The following is a 15,640-nucleotide window of genomic DNA, read 5'->3' as shown; positions in this document are numbered from 1 at the left end:
TGCAAGCTCGGCTCACCCGACCGCTGGATCCGGTCTTCGCAGCCGTGTCATTCCAGCGCTTAGAAACGCCAGCTTTTCCGGGACGGGAAGCCGCGCCAGCGTCTCGGCGAATTCGGCAGCGATTTCGCCCATGCCGTCGTCATCGAAGAACCCCGCACTGCCGGCGAGCTTGTGGAGCTCGTCCTGCAATTCGTCCGCGGTCTGCGGATCCAGGTCTCCGGCCGCGACGACGGTCTCGATCCTGGCGATCAGGCGGTCGGTCCGATCCGCGAATTTCTTCGCGAGCGCGCTGCTGACTCGAAACGGAGCGGCATCCCCGGGTGCCGGACCGGGCGCACGACGGTATTTCTGGATCACGGCGCGAAGGGCGTCGATCGTAATCGGCTTGCTGAGATGATCCTGCATCCCGGCTTTACGACACATCTCGATGTCCGATTCATAGGCGTTGGCCGTTAACGCAACGATCGGAAGCATCGCGGCATCGACCCCCGCGGCACGGATGCGCTGCGTGGCATCGACGCCGTTGAGCGTCGGCATCTGCATATCCATGAGGACCAGATCGAACGCCTCGCCTGACCTGATCATCTCATCGACAGCGGCCACGGCGACGGCACCGTTTTGCGCGATGGTGGTCTTGCACCCGAGCCGAGCCAACATCGCCTTGACCAAATGCTGATTGATCTCATGATCTTCGGCAACCAAGATATGCAAGCCCAAGTCAGACGAGATGGCATCGCTCTGCTTCGCCTGATCGGCAGTGCGTGCAATTCGTGCCTGGTCTTCGGCCACGCGGAGTGGAAGCGCGAGGGTCAGCGTCGTGCCGACGGCTTTCGTGCTGTTAAGGGTCAGCGTCCCGCCCATCAGCTGCGCCAACTCCGCGCTGATGCTGAGGCCAAGCCCGCTCCCGCCGAACCGCCGCGCCGTGCCGTCCTCGGCCTGCACGAATTTCCCCATAACGGCAGCCTGCCGGTCCTCATCGATGCCGATGCCCGTGTCTTCGACACTGAGCGAGAGCATCGCGCCCTGCACCTCGGCCCGGATCGTGATCGATCCGACCGTCGTGAACTTGATCGCATTTCCGAGCAGATTGAGGATGATCTGCCGCAAGCGCAGACCATCGCCGATGATGTTCGAGGGAACGCCGTCGGCCATCGAGAACGTGATCGGCAGCGATTTCCCGAGCGCGAGCGGCGCCATCAGTTTGATGCACGCGCCGACGAGATGCGGCAGGTCGACCACATCGTGAAAGATGACCAACTGCCCCGCCTCGATCTTCGTCAGATCGAGAATGTCGTTGAGCAAGCGCATCATGGCGGTGCCGGAGTCGGCGATGAGTTCGACCTTGCGCCGCTGGTCGGGGGTCAGCGTATCCGCAAGCAGCAACTCGGTAAACCCGAGCACACCGTTCATCGGCGTCCTGATTTCGTGACTCATATTGGCGAGAAAGCTCGTCTTCGCCTCGGCAGCGCCCTCCGCGGCGGCGAGCGCGCGCTCGAGATCGAGTTCGAGGCGCTTGCGTTCGGATATGTCGCGCACCGAAACGATGATTTCCGAAGGCAATCCCGTCGCCGGATCTCGCACCAAGCCGCTGTTCGCCTCGAGCCACACCCAGATTCCGGGCCGGTCAATCGGCTCGGCCCGATACGCGACGATCAATTGATCCTGATCCCCCGTCGCAAGCCGCTTATACTGCGCATTGACCCGTGCTGCATCATCGGGATGGAATCTGGTCAACATGTTCCGGCCGATGAGGCCTGCGGGATCGACGCCAAGCAACCTGGCGACCGAAGGCGACGCGTAGATGCACGTTCCGTCGAGGCTTAGCCGAAATACGGCATCGGTGGCGTTCGCGGCCAACAGGCTGAGCTGCTCCTCGCGCTCGCCGAGCGCCTTCTCCGCCAGCTTGCGCTGGGTGATGTCGATGTTGACGCCGATATAGCCCACCAGGCTGCCATGCTCGTCAATCTCGGGTTCGCTGATCACTTCGACCCAGCATGTGCGACCATCACGGTGCTGAAAGCGAAATTCGCTCCGCAGACCGATGCGCTGTTCGACTGCGCCGATCCAATCCCCGAAGAGCCGATCCCGATCATCGGGGTGGATTGCCGACGCCCAACCGCTCCCGAACGCCTCGGCTTCGACCAACCCCGACAATTTCAGCCATGCGTCGTTGACATAGGTGCAGTTGCCCGATGAATCGGTTCGGAAGATGCCCGCCGGCGACAGGCTGGCCAGCGTCTCGAAAAGGCGTTTGCTCTCGGCAAGGTCGATCTGCGACTGACGCTGCTCGGTAATGTCGATGACCGCGCCGATGAACCCCGTCAGGCTACCTTGGTCGTCGAATTCGGCGCTGTTGACCGTTTCGACCCACATCTCTCCGCCATGGGCGCGCTTGAACTTCGATTGGCGGACGCGGACTTCGCGCGGAACGAAGCCGATCCATGCCGGCCGCTCGATAAAGGGCGTCGGATCGGCCAAGGCCCGCATCCACCCATTGCCCAGCGATTCCTCGAAACTGAGACCGACCTTGGCGACCCACTCGCGATTGACGTAGGTGACGTTGCCGTCGGCGTCGGCCCTGTAAATGCCGATCGGGGCCGATTCTGCCAGGCGCCTGAAGCGCGTCTCGCTGTCCTCCAGCGCCCTCTTCGCGATTACGCGCGCCGTCACGTCTCGCACCGAGTCCGAGATTTCGAGCAGCTTGCCCGCGCGATCCCAATGAAATTTCGGACGTGCTTCGAGCCACCGCGCCTCGCCCGCTTTGGTGAGCGCGCGATATTCGATCGTCCGTCCGTCCCCCGCGACCGATGCCGCGCTGAACGCTTCGGCGACGCGCGCGTGATCATCCGGATGCATGAACGCAAACGGGGTTTTGCCGATCAGGTCGTCGGGTGCGTAACCGAGCAAATCAGTGACCGACGGGGAAACGTAGCGAAAGATGCCGTCTGCCCCATAGAGCGCGATCACGTCGCTGACATTGTCTGCGAGCAGCCGGTAATGGCGCTCGCTTTCGGCGACGCATGCGGCGGCCAGATGTTGCGCGGTAACGTCCTGGAATACGCCGAAGAGCGACGTCGTTTTGCCGCTGGCATCGGCGGAGCACTCGGCGCGCGCGATCACGTGACGGATTTCTCCGTCGGGCCGACGGATCCGCAATCCGAAGTCATAGCCTTCGCCGGTTTCGACCGCATTCGCGACGAACCGCGTCAGCGTTTCGCGGTCGTCCTCATGGTATAACTTCTGGATTGCCTCATAGTCCGGGACCGCTTGGGAAACTGGAAGACCGTGGATTCGGAAGACTTCGTCAGACCAGATGACTTTTTGCGCCACGAGATCGAAGCGCCAGTGGCCGACGCCGGACATCGCCTCGGCGGTCCGTAACAGGCGGTTCTGCTCGTCGAGGATCGACCGTGCCTTCGACAGTTCGAGCTGGTCGACGACCAGTTGCGCAAGCGACCGAAGATAGTCGATATCCGCCTCGCTGGGACGCGGCCTGGGCTCCGTATCGATGACGCACAAGGTGCCGAGATTGTGCCCGTCCGACGTCGTCAGGACAGCCCCAGCATAAAAGCGGATAGCGGGCGCGCCCAAGACCAGCGGGTTGGTGTTGAACCTGGCGTCGGCAAGCGCGTTCTCGACCACCATGACCGAGCCGGGAGCCAGATTGATCGCATGATCGCAAAAGGCCCAATCGCGCGGCGTCTCACCGACGTCGAGGCCGATGCACGCCTTGAACCACTGGCGCTGTTCGTCGATCAACGAAACCAGCGCGATCGGCGCCTTGAAATACCCCGCTGCAAGCTTCGCGATCCGGTCGAAACGGTCTTCGCGCTCAGTTCCCAGAATGGCGTGTTCTCGAAGCGAGGCGATCCGTAAATCTTCGGCCGTCGGTATCATCGGGATTGGCATAGCGACGTTTGGAGCATCGGGCGCCATGAGTGTGTGGTCGGATATGGCGTCGCGGCGCCGCCGGGACTGCGCCTATTCATCGCCTTGTCAGGAAGGTGCCGCATACTCGCCCCTACGGATAATTACCTAACGACGTGCCGATAAATGGTTAACAAATCATGCGACTGCATGTCTTGCCGGATGCACCGGGTTGGTGAGCCAAAGCCGCCCCTGTGTACGCCCCCCGTGTACATACGATTTAACGCCGATTTACGGCGGCGGCGATATCACCGCCACGGTCGCATGGGAATTGATGGCGAACGATTGACCGGCAAAGAGCCGTGCGTGTTGGACGAATTCCTCGACAGCACCAGCGAGCTTCGAGGCAAAGACGGCTTCGGTCAGCTGCACACCAGCATAAAGCTCCACCTCGACCAGACAGTCGATCAAGCGGAAGGCACCGACACGGGCGGTCGCGTTTCGTAGCAAATGCGCCTCTTGACGGGCGCCCTTCAAGTCCCCCGCGCCGATCAACAGATGGAGCCGGTCTCCGATCTTTTCGGTCCAGTCTGCGAGTTCGGACAACAAGGCATTGCGACCTGCAGCGCCGACGGATCGATCGAGCTCGGCGATCAGATCGTCGTCAAAAACAAGCGCGTTCAACGCCGAAGCACAATCGTTGCAAGGGTCAGCTGGATCGGCCCCTGGGCCAGGCGCGTCTGAATACCTCCATCGACGTCTTTGAACGATCTGTTAAGCATAGCTGACGGAACTTGCCGACAACCTCTAAGCGGCACAATCATACATTCGGATGCACATCTCGGTCCGACCGAGCCAGCGTTCGATGATTGCGGGCGCGGTCCAGGCATCGTCGGGTTGCCGGCACCGCAACGCCGTCGGCTTCGCGGAGACCTCGCCAAACGCATCGGTCATCCGCGCGCGTAAGCGAGAAGATCGGATATATTGCGTCCATGCCCCCGGATCGAGGAGCGCGAGCGACCATACCCCCGGGCACCCTGCTCGGCAGCGACCCGAGATCGCGCGCGGTACGATGACGCGGTACGCCAGGCCGCTAAGCGGCGACCGCCCGCGCTTCCAGTCCGATCGAGTCCGTGATCGTGATCGCGCGTCCGCCGGGAAGCCGAATAATCCCGGCCGCCTTCAAATGGGTCATCTGCCGGCTCACCGTTTGGATGGTGAGCCCCAGGACGTCGGCGATCTGTCCGCGCGACAAAGGCAAGTCGAAGGTCACCGGGGCGTCGTAGGTCGCCCTGCATCCGCTCGACGCTGTGCGTGAGGTCATGTCGATCAGAAACCCTGCGACCTTTTCAGCCGCCGATGTCCGGGCCAGCGTCCACATCTGCCGACGGGCAACGTTCAGGGCTGCCAATGTGCGCTGAAGCAACAAGCGCTCCATCCCGGCCTGATCGGTCAGCAGCCGCTCGAATGCTCTGCGCGAGTACACACATAACTCGGCATCCGTCATCGCCGTGATCGTGAATTCAGCGCGCCCTGGGTAGGGCTGCCCGACGAAATCGGCTGGGTACAGCAGCCCGACGATCTGCTCACGACCCTGCGTGGTGCAGGCGACGAGCTTGAGCACGCCGGACAGCAAATTGCCGCAGATGGTGCTTTCGTCACCGGCCCAGATCACCGTTTCGCCACGAGAAACGCTTTTATACCGTCCGATCGTATCCAATGCCGCGCGTTCGCTGCGCATCACGCTCGCGCACACCCTCGAGTCGGGTGCCGTATCATCGGCGCAGATATCCATGCTGAGCATAGGAAGTTTCATACGCCCACGAGATGATAAACCTGCATCAATTCGGCACAGCTAGGTATATGCCGAAGGCGTCAGGCAGGTAGGCCGCGCCGCGAACGAGGCACCCGCGCGCGGGTGGCGTCCGCGCTCAGTGCGCCGGGATCACCAGGCCGCCAGGCATCGGCATCGGCATCATGTTGGCATTGAGGTGATACATCACCCAGATCGACCCGGCGATCGTCAACACGACGATCACCGTGGTGAACAGGAAAGCGAGCAACGTCCAGCCGCCTTCGGACCGCGTGTCGAGATGCAGGAAGCAAAGCACGTGAACGATGATCTGGGCAAAGCCCATGGCGAAGATCAGCGCCGCTGTCGTCTGCGCATCGTGCAGCACTCCGGACATCACCAGCCAGAACGGCACCGCCGTCAGGATGATCGCGAGGATCGTGCCGATGCGGTAGCCCCGCTGGCTGTGGCCGGAGGTGGCGCCATGTGCGGTTTCTGGCGCGTTCGAGGGCTGGCTCACCGGAGGACTCCAAACAGATAGACGAAGGTGAAGACACCGATCCAGATGATGTCGAGGAAGTGCCAGAACATCGACAGGCAGATCAGCCGGCGCTTCATCGGCTGGCTGAGGCCGTGCTGCCCGAGCTGGACGAGCATGACGCCGATCCACAGCAGCCCGACCGTGACGTGCGCGCCGTGCGTGCCGACGAGCGTGAAGAAGGCCGAGAGGAAGGCGCTGCGCTGCGGCCCTGCGCCTTCGGCGATCAGCGTCGAGAATTCGTACAGTTCGATGCCGATGAACCCAGCGCCGAGCAGGCCGGTCACCGCGAGCCAAAAGCGCGTCGCGCCGACCCGCCCGGCTTCGATATGCGGCATCGCCTGGCCGAAGGTGATCGACGACGCCAGCAGCAACGCGGTGTTGAGCGCGACGAGCGGCAGCTCGAAGATCTCATGCGGCATCGGCCCGCCGGCATAATTCGTCCGGACCACGCCGAACATCGCGAACAGCGACGCGAAGATCAGCGCGTCGCTCATTAAGTAGATCCAGAAGCCGAGCACGGTGGCACTGTTGCCGCCGGAATCGTGATCGTCGTCTTCGGCCAGGTGCCAGCTCGGCGCGGCGTCGCTCGGGAAGCGCGTGTGGTCGGTCATGTCAGGCTCCCACGGCCGGCTGGTGGCGCTTGCTCTCGGTCAGCGCGACCTCGTCCGCCGGAATGAAATAGTCGCGCGCGAAGTTGAAGGTATGCGCCACCGCGACGACGATCAGCCCGGCAAAGCTCAGTGCGGCGAGCCACCACATGTACCACACCATGCCGAAGCCGAGGCTGAGCGCGAGTCCGGCCAAGATGATTCCGGCGCCGGTGTTGCGCGGCATGTGGATCGGGCGATAGCCCCCGGCGGGCCGCTCGTAACCGCGGCTCTTCATGTCGTACCACGCATCCAGATCGTGGATCACCGGCGTGAAGGCGAAGTTGTACGCCGGCGGCGGCGAGGTGGTCGACCATTCGAGCGTGCGGCCGTCCCACGGGTCGCCGGTCAGATCGCGCAGCTGGTCGCGCTTCACGAAGCCCATCACGATGCTCATCACGAAGCCGAGGATGCCGACCAGAATGATGAGCGCACCGATCGCGGCGACGATGAAATAGGGTTGGAGCGTAGGATCGTCGAAATGGTTCACGCGACGCGTGGTGCCCATCAGTCCGACGACGTAGATCGGCGTCCAGGCGACCCAATAGCCGATCACCCAGCCCCAGAAGGCGACCTTGCCCCAGAACTCGTCGAGCTTGAAACCGAACGCCTTGGGGAACCAGTAGACCATTCCCGCGAACAGCCCGAACACCACGCCGCCGATGATCACGTTGTGGAAATGCGCGACCAGGAACAGCGAATTGTGCAGCACGAAATCGGCGGGCGGAATCGCCAGCAGCACGCCGGTCATCCCGCCGACCACGAAGGTCAGCATGAACGCCACCACCCACATCATCGGCAGTTCGAAGCGGATGTCGCCGCGGTACATGGTGAACAGCCAGTTGAAGATCTTGGCGCCGGTCGGGATGGCGATGACCATCGTGGCGATGCCGAAGAAGCTGTTGACGCTCGGCCCCGCCCCCATCGTGAAGAAATGGTGTAGCCAGACGAGATACGACAGGATTGTGATCACCACGGTCGCATAGACCATCGACGTATAGCCGAAGAGCCGCTTGCCGGTGAAGGTCGAGGTGATTTCCGAATAGATGCCGAATGCGGGGAGGACGAGGACATAGACTTCCGGGTGCCCCCAGATCCACACCATGTTCCAATACATCATCGGCGAACCGCCGAGCTCGTTGGTGAAGAAATGCGTGCCGATATAGCGATCGAGCATGAGCAGGAAGAATGCGGCGGTCAGTGCGGGGAAGATGGCGATGGCGAGCACGTTCGAACACAACGCCGTCCAGCAGAACACCGGCATCTTCATCATCGTCATGCCGGGCGCGCGCATCTTGATGACGGTGGCGACCATGTTGATCGCCGACAGCGTCGTGCCGACACCGGCGATCTGCAGCGACCACAGATAATAATCGACCCCCGTTTCGGGGCTGTACGCCAGCCCGGCGAGCGGTGCGTAGGAGAGCCAGCCGGTGCTGGCGAACTCGCCGACGAACAGCGAAATCATCACGAGGACCGCCCCCGCCGCGGTCAGCCAGAAACTGAGATTATTGAGGAACGGAAAGGCCACGTCGCGCGCGCCGAGCTGCAGCGGCATGACGAAGTTGACCAGGCCGACCACCAGCGGGATCGCCACGAAGAAGATCATGATCGTACCGTGCGCGGTGAAGATCTGATCGTAATGATGCGCCTCGAGGAAACCCTGGTTGTCGCCGAAGGCAATCGCCTGCTGTGCGCGCATCATCAGCGCATCCGAAAATCCGCGCAGCAGCATGATGATGCCGAGGATGACGTACATGATGCCGATCCGCTTGTGATCGACACTCGTGAACCATTCGGTCCACAGATAGCCCCACAGCCGGAAGTACGTCAGCGCGCCGACAAGCGCGAGGCCGAGCGCCGCGACGACGATGAACGTCCCCAGCAGGATCGGTTCGTGCAGCGGAAACGATTCCCAGGTCAGCCGCCCGAAGATCGATTTGAGAAGATGATCGCTCATGAAAGTCCCGATGCTTGGGGATCAGACCGCGCGGTGCGAAGCGCACCGGGGGCGAGGAAAGGCTGCGTGGCCGACAGATCGCGATTGCGCGGATCGCCTTGCTTGCGCTCGCCGGGTGCGCCGGGTTTGGCCGGCTTGGTGACGTTGGGCCCCGTGCCCTTGTCCTCGGGGGCCTTGAAGAGCGCCGGAGTCGGCGTGGTGCCATGCAGCGGCGCGGCGCTGCGGCCCGCAACATCGCCCCCACTGCGCGCCATGTCGCGGCGCATCACGTCGATCGTGCACGGCGTACCCGGCGCGACGCAGCGATTGACCACGCGGTCGAACAAGCCCGGCATGACCGACCCGAAATACAGCGCCGGCACCTTGATGCTGGGTTGCTCCAGCGCGCCATAATTGGCCGCGGCGAGCGTGCCCTTGCTGGCCTTCACTCGGGCGACCCAGCGGGCGAAATCTGCCGGTGCCATGCCGCGCAGCTTGAAGCGCATCTCGGTGTGACCGCGCCCGGTATAATTGCCCGAATAGCCCCAGCTGTCGCCGGGCTGGTTGAGCACCGCGTTGAGCACGGACTGCATGCCCGGCATGGCGTAGATCATTCCGGCCATCGTCGGCGCGTAGAAGGTGCTGAACTGGCTCGTCGACGTGATCGAGAAGTGTACCGGCACGTCCACCGGCAGCGCCAGCTCGTTGACGGTGGCGATGCCCTGTTCGGGATAAATGAACAGCCATTTCCAGTCGAGCGCGACGACCTGCACCTCGAGCGGCTTGGTGTTGGGCGCGATCGGCCGGCCCGCCGACAGACGCTCGAGCGGGCGGAACGGATCGAGCAGATGCGTGCTCGTCCAGGTCACGACGCTGAGCGCGATGATGATCAGCAACGGGCACGCCCAGATCACGAGCTCGAGCGTGGTCGAATGGTCGAAATTGGGATCGTAGACCTTGTTGGGATTGCCGCGCCGGTACCGCCAGGCAAACAGCACCGTCAGCACCATCACCGGCACGATGATCATCAACATGATCCCGGTCGCGAACAGGATGAGGTTGCGCTGTTGCAGGGCAATATCACCGGTCGGGTTCAACACCACCATGTTGCAACCGCTCAGCAATGCCGGAATCCCCAGGAGGGGAAGGCGCAACGCCGTGCGGATGCGATGTGATGATGTGCTGCCCATGCCCGACGCGTAGCCGCTGATCGACTGCCGAACTTTGTCCGCGATCAAAGTTTTGCGGTTTGTGAATCGCTATGGCGGGACTGTCGGCATCGCTGATCGATCACGGCGGCCGCCGCAGTCGCTGCCACACACGACTGAGCAGATAGGACGGAATGCGATGGTAGGGACGGCACTCGACGCGGGGAACTCGACCCCCTTGGAGCGCGACGCGCAGCTGATCAACGCGCGCGACCATCAGGTCCGACCGGGCGACATCGCCGTCGGGGTGATCATCGGGCGGTCGTCGGAATTCTTCGACTTCTTTGTCTTTGCGATCGCGTCGGTGCTGGTCTTTCCGTCGGTCATCTTCCCGTACGTCGATGCCTTGACGGGCACGCTCTATTCGTTCGCACTCTTTGCGCTTGCCTTCATCGCACGGCCGATCGGCGCACTGGCCTTCATCTGGATCGACCGCAAGCACGGCCGCGGCGTCAAGCTGACCGCCGCGATGTTCCTGCTCGGCGGATCGACCGCGGCGATCGCCTTCGTCCCCAGCCACGCGCAGGCCGGCGCCTGGGCGGTCATCCTGCTGGCGCTGTTCCGCATCGGGCAGGGTTTCGCGCTCGGCGGCACCTGGGACGGCCTTCCGGCACTGCTGTCGCTCAACGCCCCCGCCGGGCGCCGCGGCTGGTTTGCGATGATCCCGCAGCTAGGTGCCCCCGTCGGCTTGTTCGTGGCCGCAGCGGTCTTCGCGTATTTGCTCAGCGCGCTCAGCACCGCTGATTTCCTCGATTGGGGCTGGCGCTTTCCCTTCTTCGTCGCCTTTGTCATCAACGTGGTGGCGTTATTCGCACGACTGCGGCTGATCTCGACACCAGGGTTCAAGCAGCTGTTCGAAAGCCGCGAGCTGCAGCCATCGTCGCTCTCCGCGCTGGTTCGCGAAGAAGGGGGTACGGTCGTGCTCGGAGCGTTCGCGCCGCTGGCGAGCTTCGCGTTGTTCCATCTCGTCACCGTATTCCCCTTGTCGTGGTTCGTGCTCACCTCGGGGGAGCCGCCGGTTCGCTTTCTGGTGATCGAGCTGGTCGGTGCGCTGGTCTGCCTCATCGCGGTAACGCTGTCCGGCGTCATCGCCGACCGGGTCGGCCGCCGCAGCTTGCTCGGCGTCTCCGCCGCGCTGATCGCCGCTTATAGCGGCTTTGCCCCGCAATTGCTCGACCGCGGGGCGGCGGGGGAATGGACGTACATGATGCTGGGCTTCGTCCTGCTCGGCCTGTCGTTCGGCCAGTCGTCGGGCGCGGTCAATGACAGCTTCTCGCCCCGGCACCGCTACACGGGCGCGGGCACAACCGCGACCGCATCCTGGTTCATCGGCGCCGCTTTCGCACCGCTTGCGGCGCTATGGCTGGCGAGCACGTTCGGATTGATGTCGGTTGGCGCCTATTTGTTGTCCGGGGCGCTCTGTACGCTTGCAGCGCTTGCGCTGAACCGCGATTGGGCACGCAAGCATCCCCGCCAGATGGCGCAGTAAGGTGCGCTAGCGGGATACGCCCTGCGCGGCCTCGCCAGTCCGCTCGGCCTGCTGGGCGCGAGTGCCCAGCGCCGGGAGATCGAAGTCCCCAATCCCGTGCAGGGATAAGCCGGGCGGGAACCTTCGACGGGCTCCAGCGCCCGACGTCAGACCCGTTCGACGTGGAGCAGGAACCCCGCTTGTGGCTTCAAGCGCGGCGGTTGCAGGCCAACCGCGATCAGCGACTGGCCCGACACGATCAAACCGTCGCGCAAGGCGGCGAATAGCGGCGACCCGACGCTGGGCTCAACCGGCCAAACCCATCGCACGCGGTAGTCCGCCTCGCGATCGAGCCCCGCCAGCCGGAGCGGATCGGCAAAATAGCCGCGCTGTTCGCGCAGCTGGGTGTAACTGAACACCGCCTCGCCACGGTCGGCGGCGACGATCCCGAAAGCGATCTCGCCTTCCCCGCGATCGAGCCGGACGAGATCGCCCGAATGGATCAGCGCGCGGTGCCGCTTGTGGAGCGCGATCCCGGCCGCGAGTTCGGCGCCCTCGCTGTCGGTCAATGCGCCGAGATCGGCCTCGACACCGAAATGCCCGAACAGCGCCGTCGCCACGCGCGTCGCCATCGAGACGCGCCGCCCGGTGATGTGGCAATCGGTCGGGCCGACATGCGCGCCCATCACCTCGGCCGGCAGGAAGGTCGACAGCCCCCGCTGGATCGCCAGGCGATCGAGCGCATCGTTGGTGTCCGACGTCCACACCCGGTCGGTCAGGTCGAGAATGCCCAGATCGGCGCGGCCGCCCCCGCTGGAACAGCTTTCGATCTCGACTGCAGGATGCGCCGCACGAAGACGCGCCAGCAGGTCGTACAGCCCAAGGACATGGGCATGTGCTTCCGCTCGACCATCGGCGTCGCCGGGGTGGCTGAGATCGCGATTCATGTCCCATTTGAGATACGCGACGGGATGGTCGCGCAGCAGCGCGTCGATCGCGGCGAACAGATGGTCGCGCACCTCGGCACGGCCGAAATCGAGCACAAGCTGGTGGCGAAAGCCGAGCTGCGGTGCCGGCGGGGTCGCCAGCACCCATTCGGGATGCGCGCGGAACAGGTCGCTGTCGGGATTGACCATCTCGGGCTCGACCCACAGCCCGAACTCCATCCCGAGCGCGCGCACGCGCTCGATCAGCGGCGCAAGCCCCTCGGGATAGACGCTGCGATCGACGGTCCAGTCGCCAAGCCCGGCGCGATCGTTGCGCCGCGCGGGGAACCAGCCGTCGTCGAGCACGAAGCGCTCGACCCCGATCGCCGCGGCGCGCTCGGCGAGCGCGATGAGCTTGGCCGGATCATGGTCGAAATAGACCGCCTCCCAAGTGTTGTAATGCACCGGGCGTGGCTTCGCGCGCAGCCGCGCATGCTGTGGACGCGCGCGGACATGGGCGTGGAACGCCTGGGAGAGCCCGCTGCGCCCCCGGTCCGACCAGGCGCAGACGAGTTCGGGGCTCGCATACGCAGCGCCGGACGCGAGGCGAATCTCGCCGGGCAGCAGCAGTTCGCCGAGCTGGACATAGGCGCGGCCGTCGGACAGCGTCTCGGCCCAGAGCCGGTGGTTGCCGCTCTTTGTCGGCACCCACAGGCAGGAAACGCTTGTCCTCGATCGCGCGCAGGATCATCGCCTGTTCGTCGATCCCGAGTTCGCCGATCTCGTCGAGAAACAGCGTGCCAGTATCGGCGGTGCGGAGCAGGCCGGGCCGGTCGGCTGCAGCACCGGTGAACGCCCCCTTCTTGTGCCCGAACAGCGCGGACATAGCGCCGTCACCTTTCAGGGTCGCGCAATTCACCTCGACGAACGGCCCGCGCACCTGGTGCTTGAGGCGCTTGAGTTCGTAGATCCGCCGCGCCAGCTGACTCTTGCCCGCGCCAGTCGGCCCCATCAGCAACACCGGTGCTTTGGAGCGCACCGCGACCTGTTCGATATCGTCGATCATCCGGTTAAAGGCGACATTGCGCGTGTCGATCCCGGATTTCAGAAAAGAGGTACTCTCGGCGGCGACCGCGGCGAAGCGCGTGGCGATGCTATCATAGCGCGACAGATCAAGGTCGATGATGTCCCAGCTTCCTGGCGCATTCGACGGAGAACCCCGCTGCGGTTGCGTCTGGATCAGACGGCCCGGCAAATAATGCGCTTCGGTCAAAAGGAAGAGGCAGATCTGCGCGACGTGCGTACCCGTCGTGATGTGAACGAGGTAATCTTCTGCATCCGGATCGAACGGATAGGCCCGCGCGAAGTCGAGCAGCTTGCCGTAAACCTCCTCGAAATCCCACGCGTTGGTAAAGTCGATCAGGTGTCGATCGACCTGCGTCTCGGGCGAGACCGAGGCGATATCCTTCGCGACGGATTCAGCGAGGCGACCATGTGGGGTACCATGGAGCAATACGAACCGATCGATCCGGAGATCTTCGTGCATGCATAGGCCGACCGAGGGCCGCCACTTGTTCCAGCGCGACGCATCGAATTTGCCTGCGTCGAGCGTGGAGCCGAGAAATCCGATTGCAACTATGGGCTTCATGACGATCCCAGGGGATAAAGGTCTATCTAAAGAGATATGATTTCGCTGCCGACCCCGCAAGACTCCAATGGTCGGCAATCACGGGGTGATGACGTATTTAGCTTTATTATTAATGACTTATGATTTTTCGGTTTGGAGCGCCGGATAACTGGCACGCCGATTGCGAAAGTTGTCAGGTCCCGTTGGTGCTCGAACATGGCTGACGGGACGGCGCGGCAAGGGTGGTCGGAATGGGCCGGCCACCCCGAACCGCCTCTCAGGGCGTAGCTCAGTCTGCGCAGAGCACCGGTTTTGGGAGCCGGGGGTCGCAGGTTCAAATCCTGCCGCCCTGACCAAAGGATAGACGTGATGACCGAAGCCAATTTCGAATTTCAGCCCGTCGAGGGCGGCGTACCGATCAAGATGTGGACCCGCGGGGTCACCGTGGACGACAAGGCGCGCGCGCAGTTGATGCGCGCAGCGCAGATGCCGTTCGTGTTCAAGCACGTCGCGGTTATGCCAGACGTCCATGTCGGCATCGGCGCGACGATCGGCTCGGTCATCCCGACGAAGGGTGCGGTGATCCCGGCGGCGGTTGGCGTCGACATCGGCTGCGGCATGATGGCGGCGCGCACCTCGCTCACTGCAAGCGATCTTCCCGACAATCTGGAAGGCGTCCGCGCAGCGATCGAGCGCGCGGTGCCGGTCGGTCGGTCGGTCGGTCGCGGCAACCGCGACACCGGCTCCTGGGGTGATCCGCCGACGGCGATCGTCGAGGCATGGGCGACGCTGGCTACGCGCTTCGGGCAGATCGTCGCGAAATATCCCAAGCTCGCCAAGTCGAACAACCTCGTTCACCTGGGCACGCTCGGCACTGGCAACCACTTCATCGAAGTGTGTCTCGATACCGAGCAGCGCGTGTGGGTGATGCTGCACTCGGGCTCGCGCGGTGTGGGGAATGCGATCGGCACGTTCTTCATCGAACTGGCCAAGCAGGACATGCGCAAATGGTTCGTCAATCTGCCCGACGAGGACCTCGCTTATTTCCCGGAAGGGACCGAGCATTTCGACGATTATGTCGAAGCGGTCGGCTGGGCGCAGGACTATGCGGCGCTTAACCGGCGGATGATGATGACCAACGTCATCGCCGCGATGCGCCGCGTGATCACCAAGCCGTTCGAAGCGGAGCTGGAGGCGATCAACTGCCATCACAACTACGTCACGCGCGAGAACCATTTCGGCCAGAACGTGCTCGTCACCCGCAAGGGCGCGGTGCGCGCGGCGAAAGGCGTGATGGGGATCATCCCCGGTTCGATGGGCGCCAAGTCGTATCTCGTGCGCGGCCTCGGCAATGCAGAGTCGTTCGACAGCTGCAGCCATGGTGCCGGGCGTGTGATGTCGCGCACCGAGGCAAAGCGCGAAGTCACGGTGGCGGAACATGTCGCCGCGACCGAGGGCGTGGCCTGTCGTAAGGACGAAGGCGTGATCGACGAGAGTCCGCGCGCCTACAAGCCGATCGAAGCCGTGATGGCGGCACAGGCCGATCTCGTCGAGATCGTGCATACGTTGAAGCAGGTGGTGTGCGTGAAGGGGTAGCCCTTCACGCCGCCATCCCAAGAAAGAAG

The 15,640-nt window shown here is 63.6% G+C and carries 10 protein-coding genes, 1 tRNA gene and 1 pseudogene; 3 read left to right on the top strand and 9 right to left on the bottom strand.

Translation table 11 applies throughout. The features are described from left to right. Nucleotides 1-12 precede the first annotated feature (12 nt). The 7 genes from ABIB28_RS16310 to cyoA form a co-directional block, all read right to left on the bottom strand. A complete protein-coding gene (locus tag ABIB28_RS16310; protein WP_354289139.1) occupies nucleotides 13-3,897 on the bottom strand; it encodes a PAS domain S-box protein in 3,885 nt (1,294 codons plus the stop codon). 261 nt (nucleotides 3,898-4,158) lie between these two features. After that, a complete protein-coding gene (locus tag ABIB28_RS16305; protein WP_322162414.1) occupies nucleotides 4,159-4,551 on the bottom strand; it encodes a hypothetical protein in 393 nt (130 codons plus the stop codon). A 409-nt stretch (nucleotides 4,552-4,960) separates the two neighbouring features. Then, nucleotides 4,961-5,662, bottom strand: a complete 702-nt coding sequence (locus tag ABIB28_RS16300; RefSeq protein ID WP_354289138.1) for a Crp/Fnr family transcriptional regulator — start codon at nucleotides 5,660-5,662, stop codon at nucleotides 4,961-4,963. 136 nt (nucleotides 5,663-5,798) lie between these two features. Next, nucleotides 5,799-6,179 (bottom strand): cytochrome o ubiquinol oxidase subunit IV, encoded by a 381-nt coding sequence (gene cyoD, locus ABIB28_RS16295; protein ID WP_354289137.1) that lies wholly within the window; start codon nucleotides 6,177-6,179, stop codon nucleotides 5,799-5,801. Then, nucleotides 6,176-6,811 carry a cytochrome o ubiquinol oxidase subunit III gene (gene cyoC / locus ABIB28_RS16290; RefSeq protein ID WP_354289136.1) on the bottom strand — a complete coding sequence of 212 codons (636 nt, stop codon included), beginning with the start codon at nucleotides 6,809-6,811 and terminating at the stop codon, nucleotides 6,176-6,178. The genes cyoD and cyoC overlap by 4 nt, the downstream gene beginning before the upstream one ends. A gap of 1 nt (nucleotide 6,812) precedes the next feature. Further along, entirely contained in the window at nucleotides 6,813-8,807 is a 1,995-nt protein-coding gene (cyoB, locus tag ABIB28_RS16285) for a cytochrome o ubiquinol oxidase subunit I (protein ID WP_133186253.1), read from the bottom strand. Continuing rightward, nucleotides 8,804-9,892, bottom strand: coding sequence for a ubiquinol oxidase subunit II (cyoA, locus tag ABIB28_RS16280; protein WP_502958255.1), 1,089 nt, complete (start codon nucleotides 9,890-9,892; stop codon nucleotides 8,804-8,806). Before cyoA ends, cyoB begins: the two co-directional genes overlap by 4 nt. A 241-nt stretch (nucleotides 9,893-10,133) precedes the next feature. Here cyoA and ABIB28_RS16275 point away from each other — a divergent pair, with 241 nt between their 5' ends. After that, nucleotides 10,134-11,483, top strand: a complete 1,350-nt coding sequence (locus ABIB28_RS16275; protein WP_354289133.1) for an MFS transporter — start codon at nucleotides 10,134-10,136, stop codon at nucleotides 11,481-11,483. A 146-nt stretch (nucleotides 11,484-11,629) separates the two neighbouring features. Here ABIB28_RS16275 and ABIB28_RS16270 read toward each other — a convergent pair whose 3' ends face one another. Further along, nucleotides 11,630-13,096, bottom strand: a complete 1,467-nt coding sequence (locus ABIB28_RS16270) for an alpha-galactosidase (protein WP_354289132.1) — start codon at nucleotides 13,094-13,096, stop codon at nucleotides 11,630-11,632. A gap of 43 nt (nucleotides 13,097-13,139) precedes the next feature. Beyond that, nucleotides 13,140-14,036: pseudogene (locus ABIB28_RS16265) on the bottom strand (RNA repair transcriptional activator RtcR family protein); the annotation flags it as partial. Nucleotides 14,037-14,293: 257 nt separating this feature from the next. On the opposite strand from ABIB28_RS16265, the gene ABIB28_RS16260 reads away from it, so the two are divergent. Then, a tRNA-Pro gene (locus tag ABIB28_RS16260) sits at nucleotides 14,294-14,371 on the top strand. A 13-nt stretch (nucleotides 14,372-14,384) separates the two neighbouring features. Further along, nucleotides 14,385-15,611, top strand: coding sequence for an RtcB family protein (locus ABIB28_RS16255; protein WP_354289131.1), 1,227 nt, complete (start codon nucleotides 14,385-14,387; stop codon nucleotides 15,609-15,611). Nucleotides 15,612-15,640: the final 29 nt, after the last annotated feature.

It is taken from the genome of Sphingomonas sp. UYEF23, assembly GCF_040546165.1.
GTDB classification, from domain to species: domain Bacteria; phylum Pseudomonadota; class Alphaproteobacteria; order Sphingomonadales; family Sphingomonadaceae; genus Sphingomonas; species Sphingomonas glacialis.
This window is presented reverse-complemented; position numbering and strand designations above follow the sequence as displayed.